At 55.6% G+C, this 23,135-nt stretch carries 17 protein-coding genes; 5 read left to right on the forward strand and 12 right to left on the reverse strand.

The window, feature by feature from the left end:
• Positions 1-15: 15 nt before the first annotated feature.
• The 7 genes from rffG to trxA form a co-directional block, all read right to left on the reverse strand.
• Entirely contained in the window at positions 16-1,086 is a 1,071-nt protein-coding gene (gene rffG, locus NR195_RS12535; protein WP_256844574.1) for a dTDP-glucose 4,6-dehydratase, read from the reverse strand.
• On the reverse strand, positions 1,083-2,342 hold the full coding sequence (gene wecC, locus NR195_RS12540) for a UDP-N-acetyl-D-mannosamine dehydrogenase (protein WP_159227214.1): 1,260 nt from the start codon (positions 2,340-2,342) through the stop codon (positions 1,083-1,085). Before wecC ends, rffG begins: the two co-directional genes overlap by 4 nt.
• The gene (gene wecB, locus NR195_RS12545) at positions 2,339-3,469 is read right to left on the reverse strand and encodes a non-hydrolyzing UDP-N-acetylglucosamine 2-epimerase (protein WP_010257363.1); all 1,131 of its coding nucleotides are present in this window, start codon (positions 3,467-3,469) and stop codon (positions 2,339-2,341) included. The genes wecC and wecB overlap by 4 nt, the downstream gene beginning before the upstream one ends.
• Before the next feature lie 10 nt (positions 3,470-3,479).
• Positions 3,480-4,529: an ECA polysaccharide chain length modulation protein gene (wzzE, locus tag NR195_RS12550; protein ID WP_010257365.1), complete on the reverse strand. Its 1,050-nt coding sequence runs from the start codon at positions 4,527-4,529 to the stop codon at positions 3,480-3,482.
• A gap of 27 nt (positions 4,530-4,556) precedes the next feature.
• Positions 4,557-5,642 carry a UDP-N-acetylglucosamine--undecaprenyl-phosphate N-acetylglucosaminephosphotransferase gene (gene wecA / locus NR195_RS12555; protein ID WP_022624853.1) on the reverse strand — a complete coding sequence of 362 codons (1,086 nt, stop codon included), beginning with the start codon at positions 5,640-5,642 and terminating at the stop codon, positions 4,557-4,559.
• Between the two features lie 280 nt (positions 5,643-5,922).
• Positions 5,923-7,182: a transcription termination factor Rho gene (gene rho / locus NR195_RS12560; RefSeq protein WP_010257369.1), complete on the reverse strand. Its 1,260-nt coding sequence runs from the start codon at positions 7,180-7,182 to the stop codon at positions 5,923-5,925.
• A 352-nt stretch (positions 7,183-7,534) separates the two neighbouring features.
• Entirely contained in the window at positions 7,535-7,867 is a 333-nt protein-coding gene (gene trxA / locus NR195_RS12565; protein WP_003851963.1) for a thioredoxin TrxA, read from the reverse strand.
• A gap of 117 nt (positions 7,868-7,984) precedes the next feature.
• Between trxA and rhlB the strand changes: the two genes are divergently transcribed.
• Both rhlB and gppA read left to right on the forward strand, forming a co-directional pair.
• A complete protein-coding gene (gene rhlB / locus NR195_RS12570) occupies positions 7,985-9,277 on the forward strand; it encodes an ATP-dependent RNA helicase RhlB (protein ID WP_022624852.1) in 1,293 nt (430 codons plus the stop codon).
• 7 nt (positions 9,278-9,284) lie between these two features.
• The gene (gene gppA / locus NR195_RS12575; RefSeq protein WP_010671664.1) at positions 9,285-10,769 is read left to right on the forward strand and encodes a guanosine-5'-triphosphate,3'-diphosphate diphosphatase; all 1,485 of its coding nucleotides are present in this window, start codon (positions 9,285-9,287) and stop codon (positions 10,767-10,769) included.
• 43 nt (positions 10,770-10,812) lie between these two features.
• On the opposite strand, the gene rep is transcribed toward gppA, so the two are convergent.
• Positions 10,813-12,834 (reverse strand): DNA helicase Rep, encoded by a 2,022-nt coding sequence (rep, locus tag NR195_RS12580; RefSeq protein ID WP_010257384.1) that lies wholly within the window; start codon positions 12,832-12,834, stop codon positions 10,813-10,815.
• A gap of 75 nt (positions 12,835-12,909) precedes the next feature.
• Here rep and ppiC point away from each other — a divergent pair, with 75 nt between their 5' ends.
• On the forward strand, positions 12,910-13,191 hold the full coding sequence (gene ppiC / locus NR195_RS12585) for a peptidylprolyl isomerase PpiC (protein ID WP_010671663.1): 282 nt from the start codon (positions 12,910-12,912) through the stop codon (positions 13,189-13,191).
• Here ppiC and NR195_RS12590 read toward each other — a convergent pair whose 3' ends face one another.
• A complete protein-coding gene (locus tag NR195_RS12590; protein WP_050680420.1) occupies positions 13,192-15,252 on the reverse strand; it encodes an AsmA family protein in 2,061 nt (686 codons plus the stop codon).
• A gap of 284 nt (positions 15,253-15,536) precedes the next feature.
• Here NR195_RS12590 and NR195_RS12595 point away from each other — a divergent pair, with 284 nt between their 5' ends.
• Positions 15,537-16,469, forward strand: coding sequence for a sugar kinase (locus NR195_RS12595; RefSeq protein ID WP_187494921.1), 933 nt, complete (start codon positions 15,537-15,539; stop codon positions 16,467-16,469).
• A gap of 523 nt (positions 16,470-16,992) precedes the next feature.
• The gene (locus tag NR195_RS12600; protein ID WP_010671660.1) at positions 16,993-17,865 is read left to right on the forward strand and encodes an alpha/beta hydrolase; all 873 of its coding nucleotides are present in this window, start codon (positions 16,993-16,995) and stop codon (positions 17,863-17,865) included.
• A gap of 2 nt (positions 17,866-17,867) precedes the next feature.
• Here NR195_RS12600 and NR195_RS12605 read toward each other — a convergent pair whose 3' ends face one another.
• The 3 genes from NR195_RS12605 to hmsP all read right to left on the reverse strand — a co-directional run bounded on the left by NR195_RS12605 (position 17,868) and on the right by hmsP (position 23,126).
• Positions 17,868-19,358 (reverse strand): pitrilysin family protein, encoded by a 1,491-nt coding sequence (locus NR195_RS12605; RefSeq protein WP_010257399.1) that lies wholly within the window; start codon positions 19,356-19,358, stop codon positions 17,868-17,870.
• Between the two features lie 246 nt (positions 19,359-19,604).
• Positions 19,605-20,894 (reverse strand): dicarboxylate/amino acid:cation symporter, encoded by a 1,290-nt coding sequence (locus tag NR195_RS12610; protein WP_256844575.1) that lies wholly within the window; start codon positions 20,892-20,894, stop codon positions 19,605-19,607.
• A 225-nt stretch (positions 20,895-21,119) separates the two neighbouring features.
• Positions 21,120-23,126 (reverse strand): biofilm formation regulator HmsP, encoded by a 2,007-nt coding sequence (gene hmsP, locus NR195_RS12615; protein WP_010671659.1) that lies wholly within the window; start codon positions 23,124-23,126, stop codon positions 21,120-21,122.
• Between the last annotated feature and the right edge of the window lie 9 nt (positions 23,127-23,135).

The raw sequence follows: 23,135 nt of genomic DNA on the forward strand, positions 1-23,135 counted from the left end.
GCTCCTTACGCGGGTTTATTGCGATAAGCCAAGGCGTTCGCCCTGATAGCGGCCATCCAGAATAGCCTGCCACCAGGTGGGATTGGCCAGATACCATGCCACGGTTTTACGCATGCCGCTTTCAAAGGTTTCCTGCGGTACCCAGCCAAGTTCATGCGCAATTTTACTGGCATCAATGGCATAGCGCTGATCGTGACCGGGGCGGTCAGTGACATAGGTAATCAGGTCGCGGTAATGCGCCAGCCCGGCAGGTTTCTGCTCTGCGGCCAGCTCTTCAAGCAGGCTGCAGATAGTTTCAACCACCTCAATATTGCGTCGCTCGTTATGGCCGCCAATATTATAAGTTTCGCCTGGCTTGCCATGGCTGACCACCTGATAGAGTGCGCGGGCGTGATCTTCGACGTAGAGCCAGTCACGAATCTGCTGTCCGTTGCCGTAAACCGGTAAGGCTTTCCCGGCCAGCGCATTGATAATGGTCAGCGGGATCAGCTTCTCCGGGAAATGGCAGGGGCCGTAGTTATTTGAACAGTTGGTGACCAGCGTGGGCAGACCGTAAGTTCGCAGCCAGGCCCGCACTAAATGGTCGCTGCTGGCCTTGCTGGCGGCGTAAGGACTGCTTGGCGCATAGGGTGTGGTTTCGGTGAAGTAAGCCTGGCAGTCGTGCAGATCGCCAAAGACTTCATCGGTCGAGATATGGTGGAACAGAAAGGCGGTTTTGCGCGCGTCATCCAGGTTTTGCCAGTAAAAACGCGCGGCTTCCAGCAACTGATAAGTCCCGACAATATTGGTCTCGATAAAGGCTACCGGCCCGTCAATCGAACGATCCACATGGCTTTCAGCCGCAAGATGCATCACACAGTCTGGCTGATGACGGGCAAACACCTGATCAAGTGCCGTGCGATCGCAGATATCGACCTGCTCAAAATGAAAGCGGGGCGAGTCGGCAACGCTGGCGAGTGACGCCAGATTTCCGGCGTAGCTGAGTTTATCGACCACCACCACCTGATGTTCGGTTTCTGCGATCAGAAAGCGCACCAGTGCAGAACCGATAAAACCGGCACCGCCCGTGATCAGAAAACGCCTCATCGCCACACACCTTTGGTGTCGACAATCCAGTTCTGCTGAACGCTGGCGCCATCAATGGCGCGGAAGGCACGGTGATCGACCAGCATCACCAGAATATCGGCCTGTTCCAGTGCCTGCCCGGCAGAGACCAGCACGGCGTTGTCGGCCAGTGCGTCAGCAAGCTGCTCAATATGGGGTTCAACCACCCAGGTGGTGCCGCTGTGCCACTCTGCAATTTTCTGTGCCACGCCCACCGCCGGGCTTTCGCGCAGGTCGTCAATATTGGGTTTAAAGGCCAGGCCAAAGCAGGCGATGGTGATATCGCTGGCGCGCTTGCCGGTCTGTGTCAGGCAGTCCGCCAGCGCGGTTTTCACCTGGTCCAGCACCCACTGCGGCTTGGCGTCATTGACCTCGCGCGCGGTGCGGATCAGGCGGGCTAATTCAGGATTCTGCGCCACGATGAACCAGGGATCGACGGCGATACAGTGACCGCCGACGCCTGGACCCGGCTGCAGAATGTTGACGCGCGGATGGCGATTCGCCAGCGCAATCAGCTCCCAGACGTTAATCCCCTGATCGGCACAAATCAGCGACAGCTCATTGGCAAAGGCGATATTCACGTCACGGAAGCTGTTTTCTGTCAGCTTACACATCTCGGCGGTTCGGGCGTTGGTTTCAACGCATTCGCCTTTTAAAAACAGCCGATAAAGCTCGCTGGCGCGGGCGGAACAGGCTGGCGTCATGCCGCCAATCACCCGGTCGTTGTTAATCAGCTCAACCATCACCTGACCAGGTAGCACGCGCTCCGGACAGTAGGCGACAAAAATATCGGGCGTATCACCGTGCTGAGGAAAGCGCAGGTCGGGACGCGCCGCCGCCAGCCAGTCGGCCATCTGTTCGGTGCTGCCCACCGGTGAGGTCGACTCCAGAATCACCAGGTCGCCCTTTTTCAGTACCGGCGCAATCGACTCCGCCGCGGCTTTCACAAAGCGCAGATCGGGCTGATGCTCATCTTTAAAAGGGGTCGGTACGGCGATAAGAAAAGCGTCGGCGGCTTCCGGCTGCGTGGTGGCGCGCAGATCGCCACGCGTAACGGCCGCATGCACCACCTGATCTAAATCGGGTTCCACGATATGGATCGCGCCACGATTAATGGTTTCAACGGCGCGCGCGTTGATATCCACGCCCACCACTTTTTTTCCCTTTGAGGCAAAAACGGCTGCCGTCGGCAGCCCAATGTATCCCAGTCCAATCACGGAGATGGTTTCAAAACTCATAATTCGGCTCGGTTATCTTTTAAGGCTTGTAAAATACGACCACAGGCTTTGCCATCGCCATACGGATTATGGGCGTGGCTCATCGCCTGCCAGGCAGCGTCGTCAGTCAGCAAGCTGCTGACCTCCGCCACGATTCGGGCGATATCGGTCCCCACCAGTTTGACGGTGCCGGCGTCGACCGCTTCAGGCCGCTCGGTGGTGTCACGCATCACCAGCACCGGTTTACCCAGCGAAGGCGCTTCCTCCTGAATGCCACCGGAGTCAGTGAGGATGAGCCAGGCGCGGTTCATCAGCCAGACAAAAGGCAGATACTCCTGCGGTTCAATCAGAATGATATTCTCAATGCCGCTGAGAATCCGGTTTACCGGCTCGCTGACATTGGGATTAAGGTGCACCGGATAGACAATCTGCGCCTCGGGATGCTGGCGGGCAATCTGCGCCAGCGCGCTGCAGATACGTTCAAAGCCGCCACCAAAGCTTTCGCGACGATGTCCGGTGACCAGCACCAGTTTCTTATCCGGGTCGAGAAACGGATAGCGCGCCGCCAGTTGTGCATTCAGATTGCTGTCATCCAGCACCCTGTCGCGAACCCACAGCAGCGCATCAATGACCGTATTGCCGGTCACGATAATGCGCGCATCGGGCAGATTTTCCTGCAACAGATTCTGACGCGATCGGGAGGTGGGGGTGAAATGCAGATGGGCAAGATGACCGGTAAGTTTACGGTTACCCTCTTCCGGCCATGGCGAGGCGAGATCGCCGGTACGCAGACCGGCCTCCACATGCCCGACCGGAATCTGATGATAAAATGCCGCCAGGCTCGCCGCCAGTGTGGTGGTGGTGTCACCATGCACCAGCACGATGTCCGGTTTGAAGTCGAGCAGAACGGTTTTCATGCCCTCTAAAATGCGGCAGGTGATCTCGGTCAGTCCCTGCTCGGGACGCATAATATTGAGATCGTAGTCCGGCTGCAGCTTGAACAGGCGCAGCACCTGATCGAGCATTTCGCGATGCTGTGCGGTGACGCACAGTCGCGATTCGAAAGCGGGATCCTGCGCCAGCGCCTGAACCAGCGGTGCCATTTTGATCGCTTCGGGACGAGTACCAAATACCGTCAGAACTTTCACACTGTTTCTCTCACTCATGCGTGTCTGACATCAGACGCGGACGACGTGCCAGCGCCACTCCCGCGCCTGTTAATGCCCCAATGGCACCCCACATAATCATCATGAACAGACGTCGCGGACTGTCACGTGATACCGGCTCTTCCGGCGTACGCAGATAACGGTAGGTCTGGAACTGGCTGTTCAGTTTTGGCCCGGTCTGCAGCGTGGTCAGCATTGCTCTGTTCTGATCATAGCTGATATCAAACTCCGGACCGGTAGCGCGCAGCGTATCCAGCTGTCCCTGTAAAACGGGCTGGCCCAGCAGGAACAGGTCGCTGTCTGCCAGATTTTCACCCGCTTCACGCGTCTGTTTCTCATTAATGCCCTGCTGGCTGGCGATCTTCAGCGCCTGCTCCAGTCGATGCTGCTGGCGCTGAAACACCGCGTTAGCCACATCTTCCTGACGTTTCACCTGCGCCTGCAACTGGTCGGTACGCGCCCGCCAGGCACCTTTTAGCTCATCATTCAGATGACGCGCGGCGCGCTCACTGGCATAGGCGATGTACTGACGCAGCAGATTATTGGCGTCGCCAGCGGTTTCCGCTTTCAGTTTGACGTTATCGGGCAGGTTATGTGCCGCGTCAGCGGGCGTGAACAGGATATTGCCGATCATATCGTCGAGCAGCGCGGCATCATTATGCGCATTACCGGTTTTACGACTCTTGTAATAATCCGTTTGCTGCCAGAACTCACGACGCGTATCCCAGGAGGCGAGTTGCATGGTGAACTCCTGATAAACCTGATCCATCACCGTAGGTGAAGGTGCGGCCAGGGTTAAGGCGTTGTTGCGCACATCCAGATTGGTCAGAAATTGCTGCTGTGCATAGTAAGAACCCAGCATGTTCACCGTCGGACGATCGGTGATCGCCGTGGTGCTCCAGACCTGTTTCAGCAGCAGCGTGGCCAGCCAGGCGACCAGAGCAAACAGCAGCGCCAGCCCGATAATCCAGCGCTTGCCACGCCATAAACGGCAGCAAAAGCTGCGAATATCCAGTTCGTTGTCCACAACGTCAGAAGGCATGGCAGAGGTATCCTTTATCAGCTCTTTTCAGGGTAATTTGTTTTTTGCTTCGCGATGATGGCTCAGACGGCGCTTAATGCGGCGGACACGTCGCGCCACGCGCCATGCATGTTTGAGGCAGTAGCCGTAAACCATAAACGCGCCCAGGAATAGCAGCAGCATCACCCACTCCGGGATAAATGCCAGATATTCGCCCAGCACACCGATACCGGCGAGAATAGCCGCCGCAACGGTAATCAGTACAAAGGCCTGACGGGAGGTAAAGCCGGCACGCATAATCAGATGGTGGATGTGCTGACGGTCAGCCGAGAACGGACTCATGCCTTTACGCAGGCGACGATACATAATCGCCACCATATCCATCAGAGGAATGGCAATAAGCCACAGTGCGGTAACGGGCGTGATGGGATGGCTCAGACCCTGCGTCGTTTCCAGCAGAATCCAGATAATGGTGAACCCGATCATGGTGCTGCCGGCATCGCCCATAAAGACTTTGAAGCGACGGCCAAGGAAGCCGAGGTTAAGCAGGATATAGGGCAGCGTGGCGGCAATCATCGCAAAACACCACATCGCGAGGCTGGTCTGGCCGTCGAAGTAGAGGATGATCCCCATGGCGGCAAAAGTGACCGAGGAGAGCCCGCCCAGCAGACCGTCGATCCCATCCACCATATTAAAGGCGTTGATCGCGGCCCAGACGGCAAACAGCGTCAGCACATAGCCGAAGGGTCCCACGATAAGCTCGAACGGGCCGACGATAAAGCCCAGGCTAAGCAGATAGAGTTTTGCGCCAAACATCATCACCAGTGCGACAATCGCCTGCACCACCGCGCGGATCTTGACGCTGATATCGAAACGGTCATCCAGTGCGCCAACCAGCACCAGAACACCGGCGCAGCCCAGATAGAGCAGCGCGTGAGGCAGATAGTAGTTGGTAATGGCAAACGTAAAGCAGATACCTGCGAACACAGAAATGCCGCCCACCAACGGAATCGCGCCATGATGGCGTTTACGTGAGTTAGGCTTATCAACTAAACCAATTTTTTTAGCTGCTTTTCGAGCAAAAAAGAGGAAAGCCAGGGAAAAGAGAAAAATTAAACCAAGCTCAGTACTCATAGTGAGTAAATTCACGTTAAACGCTCTCAGCTAACATCCCGCACAACAATACGCGAAAAAACGCGCCTATCGCTGTGTCGGATTCCGAATTCTGCATAAAGAGACAGACGAACGGTCAAAAGTTCGCCATCGCTACCACAGTCATTATAAATGCTCCTGCCAGTGTTCAATCCTATAGCTCACAAATGAAAAACGCCACGTTGAGACGTGGCGTGAGGTCGATTTTCTGCGCATCTGGACTAAAAAAGCCGAATCTGTGGTTCGGCCAGGCAGTATCGGATTAAGAACGCTTCATCATATCGAAGAATTCATCATTAGTTTTGGTCATCGCCAGCTTGTTGATGAGGAATTCCATTGCGTCGATTTCGCCCATCGGGTGAATAATCTTACGCAGGATCCACATCTTCTGCAGCTCTTCCTGAGAGGTGAGCAGCTCTTCTTTACGCGTACCAGAGCGGTTGTAATCAATCGCCGGGAAGACGCGTTTTTCAGCGATTTTACGGGCGAGATGCAGTTCCATGTTACCGGTACCTTTAAACTCTTCGTAAATCACTTCATCCATCTTCGAACCGGTATCAACCAGCGCGGTCGCGATGATGGTCAGGCTACCGCCCTCTTCCACGTTACGTGCAGCACCAAAGAAACGCTTTGGACGATGCAGGGCGTTGGCATCCACACCACCGGTCAGGACTTTACCTGAAGCAGGAACCACGGTGTTGTAAGCACGTGCCAGACGTGTAATGGAGTCGAGCAGGATGATGACATCTTTCTTGTGTTCAACCAGACGCTTGGCCTTCTCGATCACCATTTCAGCAACCTGAACGTGGCGTGAAGCTGGCTCATCGAAGGTTGAGGCGATAACTTCACCTTTCACCAGACGCTGCATCTCGGTGACTTCTTCCGGGCGCTCATCGATCAGCAGTACCATCAGGGTACAGTCCGGATAGTTGTGCGCCAGGCTCTGCGCGATGTTCTGCAGCAGCATGGTTTTACCGGCTTTCGGTGGTGCAACAATCAGACCACGCTGGCCACGACCAATTGGCGATGCCAGATCCAGTACGCGAGCAGTTAAATCTTCCGTTGAGCCATTACCCCGCTCCATACGCAGACGTTTATTTGCGTGCAGCGGCGTGAGGTTTTCGAACAGAATCTTATTACGCGCATTTTCCGGCTTGTCGTAGTTAACTTCGTTAACTTTCAGCAGCGCAAAATAACGTTCACCCTCTTTCGGTGGACGGATTTTGCCAGAGATGGTGTCACCAGTGCGGAGGTTGAAGCGGCGGATTTGACTAGGGGAAACGTAGATATCATCAGGGCCGGCGAGGTAGGAGCTGTCTCCGGAACGGAGGAATCCAAATCCATCCTGAAGGATCTCCAGCACGCCATCACCGAAGATGTCTTCGCCGCTTTTCGCGTGCTGCTTCAGGATTGAAAAGATAATGTCCTGCTTGCGCATACGAGCCTGGTTTTCCAGTCCCATATTTTCGCCGAGAGTAACCAGCTCAGCAACCGGCGTATTCTTTAATTCGGTAAGATTCATAGTGATGGGTTCTTAAACTCGGGGTAATACTCGGAATGTTTTTCGTGAATGGTATGGCAACTAATCCATGCCGTTAATGGCTCTTTTCGGCTCTTCCTGACGATCATCGTATGGAATGGCGATCGGTATGCAGGGAGATGTCCGAATGTGATGCCAGAGTTGGAGCTAACCGTAAGATTGCTGAACCGTTCTATCTTTATAAGGTACAGGGCGACAGGGTTCAACAAGGGAAAACTTTTAGATGCTAACTACAAGGTAAGTTCGTAATGCAGTGCTGGTAAATTAGCACGCCTGAAAGCGAACGTCCAGCAGCAGGAGATAAATTCACCACTGCCGGACATTCAGCCCTGAATTACGCCAGATTGGCGTTCAGGAACTCTTTCAGCTGGCCTTTAGACAGCGCGCCCACTTTGGTCGCGGCGACTTCGCCATTTTTAAACAGCAGCAGCGTCGGGATACCACGAATGCCATACTTCGGTGCCGTGCCTGGGTTATCATCAATATTCAGCTTAGCGATGGTCAGTTTGCCATCATACTCTTCTGCAACTTCATCAAGGATTGGCGCGATCATTTTGCAAGGACCGCACCATTCAGCCCAGAAATCTACCAGTGTAACGCCGTCGGCTTTCAGCACGTCGGTGTCGAAACTGTCATCAGTCAGATGAACGATTTTATCGCTGCTCATGTTTTACTCCACAAGATTATGCCTGGCGAATTGGCGTAAAATATACCAATGTTGGTTGACTTTATTTCATCGGATACGCTTTCGTAAAGCGATAGTAAGCTGATATTCTACCACACTATGAGCAAAACACACTTAACTGAACAGAAGTTTTCCGACTTCGCCCTGCACCCAAAAGTGGTGGAAGCCCTTGATACTAAAGGCTTTCAATACTGCACGCCGATTCAGGCGTTAGCTCTGCCTTTTACGCTTTCTGGGCGTGATGTTGCAGGCCAGGCGCAAACCGGTACCGGGAAAACGATGGCGTTTCTGACGTCAACGTTTCATCATCTTCTCTCTCATCCTGCGGCGGAAGGTCGTCAGGTTAACCAGCCACGGGCATTAATTCTTGCGCCGACGCGTGAACTTGCTGTGCAGATTCATGCAGATGCAGAACCCCTTACCGCCTCAACCGGCCTGAAACTGGGTCTCGCCTATGGCGGAGACGGTTATGACAAACAGCTGAAAGTGCTGGAGCAGGGCGTTGATATTCTGGTGGCTACCACCGGTCGCCTGATCGACTACGCGAAACAGAATCACGTCAACCTCGGTGCTATTCAGGTCATGGTGCTGGACGAAGCCGATCGCATGTTTGATCTCGGCTTTATTAAAGATATTCGCTGGCTGTTCCGTCGCATGCCGCCGGCGACTCAGCGTCTGAGCATGCTGTTCTCGGCGACCCTCTCCTACCGCGTCCGTGAACTGGCGTTTGAGCACATGAACAGTGCTGAATATGTGGAAGTGGAACCGGAACAGAAAACCGGCCATCGCATTCAGGAAGAGCTTTTCTATCCGTCTAACGAAGAGAAAATGCGCCTGTTGCAGACCCTGCTGGAAGAAGAGTGGCCCGATCGCGCCATTATTTTCGCCAACACCAAGCACCGCTGTGAAGATATCTGGGGCCACCTGGCTGCCGATGGACATCGTGTCGGCCTGCTGACCGGCGACGTTGCTCAGAAGAAGCGCCTGCGCATTCTGGATGACTTCACCAAAGGTGATGTGGATATTCTGGTCGCCACTGACGTGGCTGCTCGCGGTCTGCACATCCCGGCTGTTACCCACGTCTTTAACTACGATCTGCCAGATGACTGTGAAGATTACGTTCACCGTATTGGCCGTACCGGTCGTGCAGGCGCCAGCGGTCATTCAATCAGCCTGGCCTGTGAAGAGTACGCGCTGAATCTGCCTTCGATTGAAGAGTACATCGGCCACAGCATCCCGGTCAGCAAGTACAGCAGCGAAGCGTTGTTAACGGATTTACCGCCGCCTAAGCGTCTGCAACGCAGCCGTTCCGGCAATGGCCCACGTCGCGGAGGGAATAACGCCAATCGTCGCGGTGCTCCACGCAACAACAACCGTAAACGTTCAGGTTAAGGCCACCATGCTAAGCGCATCGTCACTTTATGCAGCGATTGATTTAGGGTCTAACAGCTTTCATATGTTGGTGGTGCGCGAGGTCTCTGGCAGTATCCAGACCGTTGCAAAAATTAAGCGCAAGGTTCGCCTTGCTGCCGGTCTGGATAAAAATAACCTGTTGTCAGCCGACGCGATGTCGCGAGGCTGGCAATGCCTCAGACTGTTCTCTGAACAACTGCAGGATATTCCCCCCGATCAGATCCGCGTGGTGGCGACCGCCACGCTGCGTCTGGCTGCCAATGCGCAGACCTTCCTCGACACCGCCCAACAGATCCTTGGCTGTACCATCAACGTCATCAGCGGTGAAGAAGAGGCGCGCCTGATTTATCAGGGCGTGGCCCACACCACCGGCGGTTCCGACCAGCGTTTAGTGGTCGATATCGGCGGCGGCAGCACCGAGCTGGCTACCGGCGATGGTTCGCACGCGTCGGTGTTGTTCAGTCTGTCGATGGGCTGTGTGACGTGGCTGGAGCGCTTCTTCAGCGATCGTCATCTGGCAAAAGAGAACTTTGACCAGGCCGAGCTGGCGGCGCGTGAAATGATCCAGCCTATTGCAGCGCAACTGCGTGAGCAGGGCTGGCAGGCCTGCGTTGGTGCTTCAGGCACGGTTCAGGCGCTGCAGGAGATCATGGTGGCGCAGGGCATGGATGAGCGCATCACGCTGAATAAGCTGCAGCAGCTGAAGCAGCGCGCCATTCAGTGCGGCAAACTGGAAGAGCTGGAAATCGAAGGGCTGACGCTGGAGCGGGCGCTGGTGTTCCCCAGCGGCCTGTCGATTCTGATCGCCATCTTCCAGGAGCTCAGTATCGATAGCATGACGCTGGCGGGCGGCGCACTGCGTGAAGGACTGGTCTACGGCATGCTGCATCTGCCCATCGACCGGGATATCCGAACCCGTACGCTGCATAACGTCCAGCGCCGTTTCAGCATTGATGTCGAGCAGGCGGATCGCGTGCGTCAGCTGGCGGAGAGCTTTTTCCGTCAGGTTTCCACGTTGTGGAAGCTGGATCAGCGCTGTCGTGAGTTGCTGCTCAGCGCCTGCGCGATCCACGAAATCGGCCTGAGCGTTGACTTCCGTCATGCGCCGCAGCATGCGGCGTATCTGGTGCGTCACCTCGATCTTCCTGGTTTCACACCGGCACAGAAGAAGCTACTGGCCTGTTTACTGCAAAACCAGAGCGGCAGCATCGATCTGGCTTTGCTGACTCAGCAGAACGCCCTGCCGCCGCGGCTGGCGGAACGGATGTGCCGTCTGCTGCGGCTGGCGATTATTTTCTCCACCCGCCGTCGCGATGACACCCTGCCTGCGGTGCGGCTACAGGCAGACGATGATGCCCTGCATCTGACCCTGCCCGCGGGCTGGCTGGAGGCCCATCCGTTGCGCAGTGAGCTGCTGGAGCAGGAAAGCCATTATCAGTCTTACGTCCACTGGTTATTAACCCTGTCTTAATTGCCGTCGCGTGAGGCGAATCTCCTTCGCCTCCTGCACTGGTTTAACTCTTTTTCGCCTTATCCAGCATCGCTCTCAGACCGGCCACCCGGCTCTGACCGGTTTTCATCCGCTCCTCCGCACTGACCACTTTGCGCTCGGTCTCCCATTGCAGATCGTCCTGCGGCAGTTCCAGCAGAAAACGGCTCGGCTCCGGCCGGATTAATTCGCCATATTGCCGGCGTTCGCGACACAGGGTAAAGGTCAGCTCTTTCTGCGCCCGTGTGATCCCCACGTAGGCCAGGCGACGCTCCTCTTCGATATTATTCTCATCGATGCTGCTCTGATGCGGTAACAGCCCCTCCTCCATGCCCACCAGGAACACATAGGGGAACTCCAGCCCTTTGGAGGCGTGCAGCGTCATCAGCTGCACCTGATCCAGCTCTTCATCGCTTTCACCGCGTTCCATCATGTCGCGCAGTGTAAAGCGCGTCACCACCTGCGCCAGCGTCATCGGCTCATCAATATCGCTGCCCTCCAGCATTTCTGTCATCCACTGAAACAGCGTGTTGACGTTCTTCATCCGCATCTCTGCGGCTTTCGGGCTGCCGGAGGTTTCGAACAGCCAGCTTTCGTAGTCGATGCCGCGAATCAAATCACGCACTGCGTTTACCGGCTCACGTTCGGTCAGCTGGATAATCTCATTCAGCCAGTGGGTGAAGCGCTGCAGATGCTCCAGACCACGGCCACTCAGCGTCTGCCCCAGACCGACATCAAAACTGGCGTTAAACAGGCTCTTGCTGCGCAGGTTGGCCCACTCACCGAGCTTCTGCAGCGTGGCCGGGCCAATCTCACGGCGCGGCGTATTGACGATGCGCAGAAACGCGCTGTCATCCTCAGGATTGGTCAGCACGCGCAGATAGGCGAGCAGATCTTTGATCTCGGGCCGTGAGAAGAACGAAGTACCGCCAGAGATGCGATAAGGGATGCGGTTCTGCATCAGAAACTTTTCAAAGGTCCGGGACTGATGGTTACCACGATAAAGAATGGCGTAATCTTTGTACTGCGTCCGGTTGATAAAGTGATGCGCAATGAGCTCGCCAGTGACCCGCTCCGCTTCATGCTCTTCGCTGTTGGCAGTAAGCACCTTCAGCTCGCTGCCCTGCCCCAGCTCCGAAAAGAGCCGCTTCTCAAAGACGTGCGGGTTATTGGCAATCAGGATATTTGCCGCTTTCAGTATGCGCTGCGAAGAGCGGTAGTTCTGCTCCAGCTTCACCACCTCCAGCGCCGGGAAATCCTGATTCAGCAGCACCAGATTCTGCGGGCGTGCGCCGCGCCAGGAGTAGATAGACTGATCATCATCGCCCACCACCGTGAAGCGCGCCCGCGCGCCCACCAGCAGCTTAACCAGTTCATACTGGCTGGTGTTGGTGTCCTGATACTCATCCACCAGCAGATAGCGGATACGCTGCTGCCAGCGTTCACGCACCTCCTGATTACGCTGCAGCAACAGCGTCGGCAGCAGAATCAAATCGTCGAAATCGAGCACGTTGCACGACTTAAGATGCTGGCTGTAGAGGGCGTAGCAGTGAGCAAAAATATTATCCTGCTGTGATCGCGCCAGCGCGGCGGCGCCCTGCGGATCGATCAGATCATTTTTCCAGTTCGAGATGGTGGAGATGAGCTGCTGTAGCAGCGTCTTATCCTCTTCCAGCCACTCTTTTGTCAGCTCTTTCAGCAGGGCGAGCTGATCCTGATCGTCGAACAGCGAGAAGTTTGACTTCATGCCCAGCGCCGCGGTTTCGCGTTTGATGATCTCCAGCCCCAGCGTATGGAAGGTGGAGATCAGCAGACCGCGCGCCTCTTTGCGGCCCAGCGTCTGCGCCACACGCTCTTTCATTTCGCGCGAGGCTTTATTGGTAAAGGTCACCGCGGCGATGTGGCGCGCCTGATAGCCGCATTCACGGATCAGATGGGCGATTTTATTGGTAATCACGCGGGTTTTGCCCGATCCCGCGCCCGCCAGCACCAGACAGGGACCGGTAACAAATTCGACGGCACGTTGTTGGCTGGGGTTTAAACGCATAGGAGAAATCGCCTGATTGAATCAAAAGAAAGGGGTTTATACTGGGCGGCAATTATACACAACCGAGATACCAACATGGCGAAAACCGCGGCGGCTTTACACATCCTGGTCAAAGAGGAAGCGCAGGCAAAAGAGATTCTGGCGAAACTGGCGAAGGGTGGCAATTTCCAGCAGCTGGCAAAGAAGCACTCAACCTGTCCTTCCGGCCGGAATGGCGGCGATCTGGGCGAGTTCCGGCAGGGACAGATGGTGCCGGCCTTTGATAAAGCGGTCTTTACCTGCCCGCTGCTGACGCCTTACGGGCCGGTAAAGACCGGCTTTGGTTATCACATTATCAAAGTACTCTATCGCAACTAGTTACTTCTTCTGCTTCATCTGCTGCAGGACGGTGCTGCACTGGTTGTCTTCGTTATCACTAGGAGAGATCAGTGCCAGCAGCGCCGCCGCCGGGCCGACTACTGCGCCCAGTGCCACTGCAGCGGCACCACGTGCCAGCAGTGGCCCCGTTTTCACGCCCGCATCAGGATTTTTAAAGGTGCCGCGCACGTAGAGCGGGGAGCGCAGCGTTACGATGCGGACGCCCTTACTCTCCGGATTCACCGACAGATCCAGCCGCTCACTGGCGAAGTTCGCGTTGCCTGAAACATTGATAATCGCGTTCTCGGTATCAAACACAAACAGGTTAGGCGTCGCCACACCATTCTGCAGTTTGAGATCGGTGGCGGCGCAGTTGATACGCACCTGGTCATCGCCAAACAGTTTGCCCACCACGTAGTTACCGACGTTGAGTCCGGCAATTTCCATCAGGCTGCGGCTGATCAGACCATCATTCATCAGCAGCTTAAGTTGCCCGTTGCTGGTCGCCAGCAGATCGGCTACGGAGTTACCGGTGCCGGTAAAGCTGGCATCGCCATTGAGCTGGCCACGGCTGTTCTTCATCGCCTCCACATTCGGGAAGAGCTGACGCAGCTGCAGCTTACGGACATGAAGATCAACTCGACCACGCATCGGCGAGTGATCGCCCTCCAGCCGGATAGTGCTGTTGAGATTGCCGCCCGCCACACCAAAGCGCAGCGGGTCCAGCAGCAGATCACCGTTTTTGAGCTGTAAATGGGTATAGAGATCGCTTAACGGCAGTGAATTGCTGTGTTCGATCCGTTTGCCGCTGAACTTCACGTCGGCATCCATCACGTCCCAGTTTTTGGTTTCGAATTTATCGTGTGGCAGCACGCGGTCTGCGGGCTGATTCGATTTCTCCCCGCGCCGGGCTTTGGCCTGAGCCGTTTTTTCACTACCTTTGCCAGAGTCGACCCCAATCAGCGGCCCCAGATCGGCCATGCGCAGTTGCTCAGAGGTCAGCTCGCCGCTGAGTGTCGGGCGGGGTTTAACCTGACTGTAGATCAGCGACCCATGAATATCGCTGTCGCCAATATGTCCGTTAAATTTCTCATAGCGGTAGACCGCACCCTTTTCGCCGCTGAATTTAGCAATCAGATGGCCGTCGGTTTCATAAGGTGGCGTGTCAGGCAGCAGGACGCCGGTCAGGCCATAGAGATTGGCCAGCGTATCGCCCGAGAAACGCAGTCGCACGTTAAGCCCGCCGAGGTTCATCGGATCCTGCAGACCGCCGGTCACCTGAACGCGGGTGCTGCCGTTGCGCAGATCGGCCTGAATCGGGAACGGGGTGTTCTGACTGCGCAGTGACAGCATGCCGCCAATCTTACCGTCGCCGCTGAGTGACTCATTGTTATAAGTGCCCTTCGCCTGCCAGCCAAAGACGAAGTCGCCTGCGCCCTTCTGCTGGTCATTGCCTCCGGCAATCTGCGTATACGGCACCGGTTTACCCAGCGGATTAACCTGCACCGTGACATCTGCGCGGTTAATGGCGTCGCGATAACGAATCTGGCCCTGATCGAACAGAATATTATCCAGACGGAATGACCAGGCCGATGGCGCAGCACTCTTCTCATCCTTGCCGCTATCGGCAAGGGTAAAGGTCCAGTTGTTCTTTTTATCCGCGGTCTGGATCAGACGCGCATCCGGCCGCTGCAATTTAATCCACGGGATGAACAGTTCTTTGTGCAGCAGCGACAGCGGTGACAATGTGGCATCGACCCGCTGCAGATGTACCATGGTGACGTCAGCAATGTCAGGCGGATTCCCCAGCATGATATCTTCCGCATGGATCTGCGGCCACGGCACCCAGCGCCGCCAGCCTGCTTCGTCGCGATTTCGTGCCCAGTCGATACCCAGATCCCCGCGTATCGCAAAGGGGCGGTTTAACTCGGTTGAAACTTTTTGATTGATGGTGGGCTTCAGGCGATTCCAGTCAAAGGTCGCGATGACGACGATAATCACCACGATCAACAACACCAGAATTCCTGCTACCCAGCTGACTATTTTCCCGGTACGCGACATTACGCTTTCTCCTTGCACATTCACGGTCTGCGTTAAAGATAGTCGAGACCGCGGGCAACAGCATCAGGGAAGCGGGATAGTAAGATGATTCAATTCAGAAAAAGGGGTTTCTCAGCCATTTCGTTAGCATAAGCGGTAAAAAAAGCCGACATTCCCGGCGTTTATCCCCGAGACCGGGACTAATGGCCACCTTAAAAGGTAAATTAAAACACCGTTTTAAAACCATTGACGTCTGCCATACCAGACGCGAGACTAAGGCGATATTTCACTACAGGTCTGAAACCATGACGCAGAAAAAAATCGCCATCATCGGCGAATGCATGATTGAGCTGTCCGAAAAGGGTGAGAACATTAAACGTGGCTTTGGCGGCGATACGCTCAATACGGCCGTTTATCTCGCCCGCCAGGTTGATGAGCAGCAGTTACGGGTCGATTATGTCACTGCGCTGGGTACGGATTCGTTCAGCGATCAAATGATCGCGGCCTGGCAGCAGGAGAAGGTCAATACTGACCTGATTCAGCGGCTCGATAATAAAATGCCGGGCCTGTATTTCATTGAAACCGATGCCGACGGTGAGCGCACCTTCTGGTACTGGCGCAGTGATGCCGCCGCGCGTTACTGGCTCGACAGTCCGCAATCAGCAGAGATAGCTGAGCAGCTGTCGCACTACGATTATCTCTACCTTAGCGGCATCAGCCTGGCGATTCTGCCGCCTGCCAGTCGTGAAAAGCTGATGGTGCTGCTGGCGCGCTGCCGGGCTAATGGCGGCAAGGTGATTTTCGATAACAACTACCGCCCGCGTTTATGGGCCGATCGGGCCAGCACGCAGGCCGCTTATCGCGCCATGCTCAACTGCACCGATATCGCCTTCCTGACACTGGATGATGAACATCTGCTCTGGGGCGAAGAGCCGCTGGATGATGTTATCGCACGTACCCGTCAGGCGGGTGCCAGCGAAATCGTGATTAAGCGCGGTGCAGACTCCTGCCTGGTGGTCACCGGCGATGCGCCGCTGATTGATGTGCCTGCGGTACGTCTGGCGAAAGAGAAAGTGATCGATACCACCGCAGCCGGTGATTCGTTCAGTGCCGGTTATCTGGCTCGCCGTCTGACCGGCGCTTCTGCAGAGCTCGCCGCGCAGCGCGGACATCTGACTGCCAGCACAGTGATTCAGCATCGTGGCGCGATTATTCCGGCAGAGGCGATGCCTGACTGACAGAGCGGCAGCCAGCGTCGTTGATACAGGCACTGATCGTGCCGATGCCAGAAAATGCGCCCGAGGGCGCATTTTTTTAGGCTGCTGGTAACGTCTGGCTGCGTGACTGTAACCGATGCTATCCGTTCCCAGATGAGACTGGCACGTTAGCCCCTGCAGCGTGGCGGTGTGATCCTGACGCTAAAATCATTATGTCGCCTTAAGAACGCACAGCGTGATATCCGGTAAATTGCGGCTAATAAAGCGGGCCGTGCCAGCTATTTACCTTAAGCGGAAAAATTGTGGTTAATCACAGATCCCCTGCGGTCTCCCCCTTCAATCTCTCTTATAATTTATTGATTAAAATTAATAAGTTAAACAAACAGATCCACCACCAGGCATAGTCCGAATCTGGTCAGATCCCCCCTTTTCGGATGGACGACCGCCTGAAAAAAGACCATCTTTTAATCAAAAGACAGCAGGACGCTGTTCTCTCCGGCCGCGAACAAAACAATTAAAATATTCCCCGCATCAGGATCTATTTATGCACACAGAAATTATTAATATCTGGCCACACGGTGATGCGCCAGGCGCCAGCGATTCGCGCGCACAGCCGCAGATTGTCGACATGGCAAAAGAGTATGAGCCTTACGATCGGGCCGCTACCGGCGTGCGTTGCCCGGAGATGGCGATCTGGCATCCGGTCGAATCAAACGGGATTACCCTGCTGGTCGCACCGGGCGGTGGCTATCAGCGCGTGATGATCGATCGTGAAGGCAGCGCCCTGGCGACATTCTTTACCTCAATGGGTTACACCCTGGCGGTGATGACTTATCGCCTGCCCTATGATGGACATCACGAAGGGCCCGACGCGCCGCTGGCCGATGCTCAGCGCGCGGTACGCGTCCTGCGTGAACGGGCGCAGCGCGGCCTGAATGGTAAATATATCGTCATGATGGGCTTTTCGGCGGGTGGTCACGTGGCTGCCAGTCTGGGTACGCGTTTCGCAGAGAAACTCTATCCGGTGCAGGATGGCGCAGAAAACTTCTCGCCGCGTCCGGATGCGATGGTCCTGGTCTATCCGGTAATCAGCATGCGGGACGGCATCGCCCATGAAGGAGCCAGAACCCGCCTGCTGGGTGCGTGGCCCGATCAGAAAACCATTGACGCTTATTCAATGGAAACCCGGGTTCATCCGCTGGTGCCGCCAACGCTGTTGATCCACGCAGCCGACGATGATGATGTATCAGTGAATCACAGCATGGCGTTTTTTGGCGCGCTGCGTGAGCATAAGGTCCCGGCAGAGGTGCATTTCTATCAGAAAGGCGGGCACGGATTTGGTATCCGCGGCGTGGCAGATTTGCCCCTCGCCAGCTGGCCGATGTTAGTGACCGAGTGGCTCAGGGCAAAAACCTGACTTTATGCGGCTGGCGGAACGTCTTTGACGTTGCTATCCGGCGGACTGGCTTCATTGCTGGTCGCCGGTGCCGCTGGTGGTGCCATCACTTTGTCCCAGTTGTTTTGCAGGCTCTTCACGTTGGTTTCCGCTTCGCCTTCCGGCTGAATCAGTACCATCATCAGTTCCTGCGTCAGCTGCTGACGCAGCTCCTGGTTTAACTGTTCGCGGGTCAGGCCGGCCAGGAAAGTCTGACGCAGCTTCTGATACTGCTCAGGTGCGATATCGACTACGGCGTTCTGCTGGGAGCGCAGACGCTGGCTCATCAGCACATCCGTATCGGTGCGGGCATAGGTGGTAAACAGCTTGTTCAGCTCCAGCAGCTTCTGCGCCATCAGCGCATCAAACTCCTCCTGCGGCAAGCCTTTGTCACGCACGTTTGCCAGCTCACGCGCCACCAGATTCATATTCTGCGCCAGATTTTCGTTGCGTCCATCCAGGTTGATGGAGCACTGCGCACGCTGATAGAGCACACGGCAATCAAATCCCACCTGTATGCCCTGTGCCTTGCTGTCACTGAGCGCACGCTGGACATGCCAGAACAGCGCTTCACGTGCCAGATCGCCCTGCCAGTAACGCTGCAGATTCTGGGAGTCACGAATCGGTTGCCACGGCGTATCCCACACCAGCGAGAGGCGATCCTGCGTCATGTTGCTGCTGACCAGATTTACCGGCTCGTGCGGCAGCGGCGACAGGGTGGGCAGTGGCGCAGGCGTTTCTCGTTTACCGGTTAACGCCGAGAAGGTTTTATTGATCTGCTCAGAGAGGTTGCGGCTGTCGACATTCCCTACCACGTAGAGCGTCATTGCATCCGGGGTGTACCACTGATGATAAAAATCATTGAGCTGGGTTAAATCAACCGGCGCGCGTGGTTGCGCTGCGGGGTCATGCGCCAGCAGCGCGGAGCCTTTCAGGCGGTAGCGCCACCAGACATCCTGGGTATCTTTCGGCCAGGTCGCCACCGGATCCGATGCCGCCAGCGCGGTGTTGACCACCTGTTCGGTGATGGCCATATTGCCTGCCGTGGCCGCCAGCCAGTTCAGCGCTTCTTTCAGCAACTCGGGGCGGTTATTCGGCAGGCTCAGATTATATTGGGTGGAATCATAAGAGGTGATCACAGGTGGCAGCGGATGCTGAGGATCCATCGCCTGTTGCCATAGCGCGCGCTGCTGATGGTTATCAAGCGCGGTGTTGTGCACCATCGCCAGACGCGGCAGCAGATGGCTGAAGCCGGCCTGTTGCGCACTCTCTACCAGCGAGCCGGTATTCACCACCAGCCGCAGTTCAATACGGTCACTGGGGCGTTGCGGTGTGGCCAGTAACTGCCAGTTAAATCCATTATCCAGCTTGCCTTCCTGCCAGGCCGGATCCGGTTGCAGCGTTTCTGCCTGGAGACCAAAGCTGCTTGCCAGCACTAATCCACCAACCAAAAGCCGAATTCTGGTGCCCTGCATGTGAACCCCTACTCAAATAATTCAAATATCGTTATCACTGGCGCATATTGCCGCTGTTATTAACGATTCGGCTGGCGCCGAATCGCGCTGTTATCCAACAACAAAGTGTTTGACCACAGGAAGCTCAGGATGTCGCGTAACGAAGTGAAAAACGTCAAAAAAAACAAGTGGGGTTTATTATGCAAATGCCCGCTGTCAGGGCAAGAGACAGCGGGCATTTGTGGGGATTTAAGTGAAATTCAATGATTAAATTGAAGATTCAGACGCTTTATTCTCCTTATTCCGGCCTGCCAGCGTGTCGGTCAGCTGTTTATGATCCAGCTGATCGACCCACTTCGCCACCACCACGGTCGCCACACCGTTACCGATCAGGTTGGTCAGCGCACGGGCTTCGGACATAAAGCGGTCGATACCGAGAATGAGCGCCAGACCCGCCACCGGCAGATGTCCCACCGCAGAGAGCGTCGCCGCCAGCACGATAAATCCGCTCCCGGTTACCCCCGCCGCGCCTTTGGAGGAGAGCAGCAGCACCACCAGCAGCGTAATTTGATGGAAAATGTCCATGTGCGCATTGGTCGCCTGAGCGATAAATACTGCCGCCATGGTCAGGTAAATCGAGGTGCCGTCCAGGTTAAAGGAGTAACCGGTGGGGATCACCAGCCCTACCACCGATTTCTTGCAGCCCAGCTTCTCCATCTTATCCAGCATACGCGGCAGCGCAGACTCAGAAGAGGAAGTGCCCAGCACAATCAGCAGCTCTTCTTTGATATAGGCGATGAACTTAAAGATGCTGAATCCGGCGAACAGGCGTGCAATCAGCCCCAGCACGATCACCACAAACAGAATACAGGTGATGTAGAAGCAGATAATCAGCTGGCCGAGCTGCACCAGTGAGCCCACGCCATACTTGCCGATAGTGAACGCCATCGCGCCAAATGCCCCTATCGGTGCCAGACGCATGATCATGTTGATGATGCCGAAAATCACTTTTGAGAAGCTTTCAATCACGTTGAAAATCAGCGTGCCAGTGTTACCCAGACGATGCAGGGCAAAACCAAACAGAATGGCAAACAGCAGCACCTGCAGAATATTGCCGCTGGCAAAGGCGCCAATCACGCTGTTGGGGATGACATCCAGCAGGAAAGCGACGATGCCCTGCTGTTCTGCCTGCTGGGCGTACATCGCCACGGCTTTAGCATCCAGTGTGGCAGGATCAACGTTCATCCCGGCACCTGGCTGCACCACGTTAACCACGATCAGGCCGATAATCAGCGCGATGGTGCTGACAATTTCAAAATAGAGCAGTGCAACCGCGCCGGTCCGTCCTACCGCTTTCATGCTTTCCATGCCAGCGATGCCGGTCACCACGGTACAGAAAATCACCGGGGCGATAATCATCTTGATTAACTTAACAAAGCCATCTCCCAGCGGCTTCATCTGGGTCCCTAACTCCGGGTAAAAATGGCCTAACAAAACGCCGATGCCAATCGCCATCAGCACCTGGAAATAAAGGCTTTTAAAAAGTGAGGTTTTCATAAACAGGTGTCCACTAACGCCGTGAGGTGATGTTGTCGGATTCGTTATTGTGACTGGCGGGCAACAGAGGTGGCGCCTGACAGTAACCCGAAAATAACACTCTGTTTACGTGATTAATACAGGGTGACAAACGCCCAGGAAACCCGGGGATCGTAATTCTGAACTGAAACGCTTCAGCAGGGGGTTTTGTAACTAAAATTCTCGCAAAATCAATGAATCAGGCAATTATTGCGGTAGTGAGGAGTTTTCGATCCATGCCTGATTGAATCGGGTCAGAGGCAGCGCTTCAGCATACAGATAGCCCTGTCCGATAGAGATGCCGCGCGCCAGCAGCCAGTCGCGTTGTTCCGCTGTCTCCACGCCTTCGGCAATCACCTCCAGATGGATAATCTCGGCGATGGCCGCCACGATGCAGACCATGGTGTCGTCATGCGGCAGCGCCGCCACGAAGCTGCGATCCATCTTCAGCTTGTTAACCGGCAACGCTTTCAGCTGATGGAGGTAGTTAAGGTTGGAGTAGCCCATGCCGAAATCGTCCAGAGCCACGGCTACGCCGGTCTGCTGCAACATCCGCAGCATCGATATCGCCTGTTCAGCATCATCAAGCTGAGCCGTTTCTGTCACTTCCAGCACGAAGGTGCCAGGTACGATGCGGTGGCGCGTCAGCAGGGATTGCAGATGAGAGACCACGCCCGAGTCACGCAGTTGCACAGCGGAAATATTCACACTCAGCGGCAACATAATGCCCTGTCGCTGCCAGCCTGCCAGAATGCGGCACGCCTCTTCAAACACCCAGCGGCCAATCGCGCTAATCACGCCAATCTCTTCGGCACTGGCAATAAACTCTTCGGTCAGACCGTAGCTGCCGTCTGGCTGGCGCATACGCAGCAGCGCTTCCGCGCCGACTAACGTGCCGGTGCGCATATCGACCTGCGGTTGCAGATAGAGGGCGAACTGCTCATTGTGCAACCCCTGCAGAATATCATGCTCCTGGGTCAGACGTTTTTGCGCGCGCTCGGTTAACGCGGCGTCAAAGAACAGGATCTGATTTTTGCCCTGATGACGGGCCGACATCATCGCTGAGGTCGCGCGGCCAAGCAGATCACTGGCGCTCAGCGGCTGATCATCGCGCAGCGCCAGACCAATGCTGACGTTAGGACGCAGCTGCAGCTGATAGAGGTTGACCGGCTGATTAAGGCGAATCATCAGGTTACGGGCCAGACGCAGGGCGCGGAATGGATTGCTGGCGCGCTTCATTAACAGAACAAAGTCGCTGGTCCCGGTCTGCGCCAGCAGAGTATGGTCATCCAGCGTATTACGGATCTTCTCCACCAGCGTCAGCATCAGCGTATCGCGCTGCTCATCGCTTAATACGCCGTTGGCTTCCTGCAGGGTTTCAATGCGGATCACCATCAGCCCCAGCGGCTGTTCCGGGCTGCTCATGAACTGCTCTACCAGCGCCAGAAACAGGGTACGGTTGGGCAGATCGGTCACGGGAAAATGGGTGGTCAGCCGGCTCATCTCATCATGTATCGACTCCAGCACCTGCTGATTGCGGTTGTAGCTGCGGATCAGCATGCCGATTTCATCATCGCGGTGGCTCTGCGGCAGTGACAGCTTATGCGTCAGAATCGACTGCGGCGGCAGCTCCTGCAGCTCCCGCGAGAGATTGCGCAGCGGATGCACCACCAGCCGGTTGATACACCAGCTGATCGCCACTGACAGGATCAGTGCCAGCAGCAGATAGGTGATAATCATGGTCGAGAGCGTGCTGAGAATAAACTGGTAGACGCGCGTCGAGTTAGCCTGCAGCACCAGATAGGCCAGCGGTTTCGGCATCCCGGTATTTTCCACTGAATAGAGCGGCAGGGTAATCTGCACCGGCAGCTCAAACAGTCGCGCCACCAGACGCGGCACCGGTTTCTCCGTTTCGAAGTCGGCATGCAGAGCCTGAAACGCATTCGGCAACACCACATCGGCGCGCGATAAAATACCGGCAGGTTTCAGTGAATGGAGAATACGTTCAGCCTGAGAAATATCGGCGCGCAGTACCGCTTCCGACAGCGGCTGGCGGACGGTGTGTGCGATATTCTCCATCTGCTGGGCATAGTCAATCCTGCGCTGCTGCACAAAATGAAACAGTTGGATGACGATAAAGATGCTGATGGTGATAACCGCAACCAGCGAAACTGTCGCCATCTGCTTTATCGTAAGTGACCGGCTTACGCGCAAAAATATTCT

Source organism: Pantoea sp. Ft-CA_14, assembly GCF_024520875.1.
In the GTDB taxonomy this organism is placed as follows: Bacteria; Pseudomonadota; Gammaproteobacteria; order Enterobacterales; family Enterobacteriaceae; genus Pantoea; species Pantoea agglomerans.

Bases quoted from the DNA above. Each gene is read 5' to 3' on its own strand.
- rffG (WP_256844574.1), bottom strand. From the start codon at position 1,086: ATGAGGCGTTTTCTGATCACGGGCGGTGCCGGTTTTATCGGTTCTGCA.
- wecC (WP_159227214.1), bottom strand. From the start codon at position 2,342: ATGAGTTTTGAAACCATCTCCGTGATTGGACTGGGATACATTGGGCTG.
- wzzE (WP_010257365.1), bottom strand. From the start codon at position 4,529: ATGCCTTCTGACGTTGTGGACAACGAACTGGATATTCGCAGCTTTTGC.
- wecA (WP_022624853.1), bottom strand. From the start codon at position 5,642: ATGAGTACTGAGCTTGGTTTAATTTTTCTCTTTTCCCTGGCTTTCCTC.
- rho (WP_010257369.1), bottom strand. From the start codon at position 7,182: ATGAATCTTACCGAATTAAAGAATACGCCGGTTGCTGAGCTGGTTACT.
- trxA (WP_003851963.1), bottom strand. From the start codon at position 7,867: ATGAGCAGCGATAAAATCGTTCATCTGACTGATGACAGTTTCGACACC.
- rhlB (WP_022624852.1), top strand. From the start codon at position 7,985: ATGAGCAAAACACACTTAACTGAACAGAAGTTTTCCGACTTCGCCCTG.
- gppA (WP_010671664.1), top strand. From the start codon at position 9,285: ATGCTAAGCGCATCGTCACTTTATGCAGCGATTGATTTAGGGTCTAAC.
- rep (WP_010257384.1), bottom strand. From the start codon at position 12,834: ATGCGTTTAAACCCCAGCCAACAACGTGCCGTCGAATTTGTTACCGGT.
- ppiC (WP_010671663.1), top strand. From the start codon at position 12,910: ATGGCGAAAACCGCGGCGGCTTTACACATCCTGGTCAAAGAGGAAGCG.
- NR195_RS12590 (WP_050680420.1), bottom strand. From the start codon at position 15,252: ATGTCGCGTACCGGGAAAATAGTCAGCTGGGTAGCAGGAATTCTGGTG.
- NR195_RS12595 (WP_187494921.1), top strand. From the start codon at position 15,537: ATGACGCAGAAAAAAATCGCCATCATCGGCGAATGCATGATTGAGCTG.
- NR195_RS12600 (WP_010671660.1), top strand. From the start codon at position 16,993: ATGCACACAGAAATTATTAATATCTGGCCACACGGTGATGCGCCAGGC.
- NR195_RS12605 (WP_010257399.1), bottom strand. From the start codon at position 19,358: ATGCAGGGCACCAGAATTCGGCTTTTGGTTGGTGGATTAGTGCTGGCA.
- NR195_RS12610 (WP_256844575.1), bottom strand. From the start codon at position 20,894: ATGAAAACCTCACTTTTTAAAAGCCTTTATTTCCAGGTGCTGATGGCG.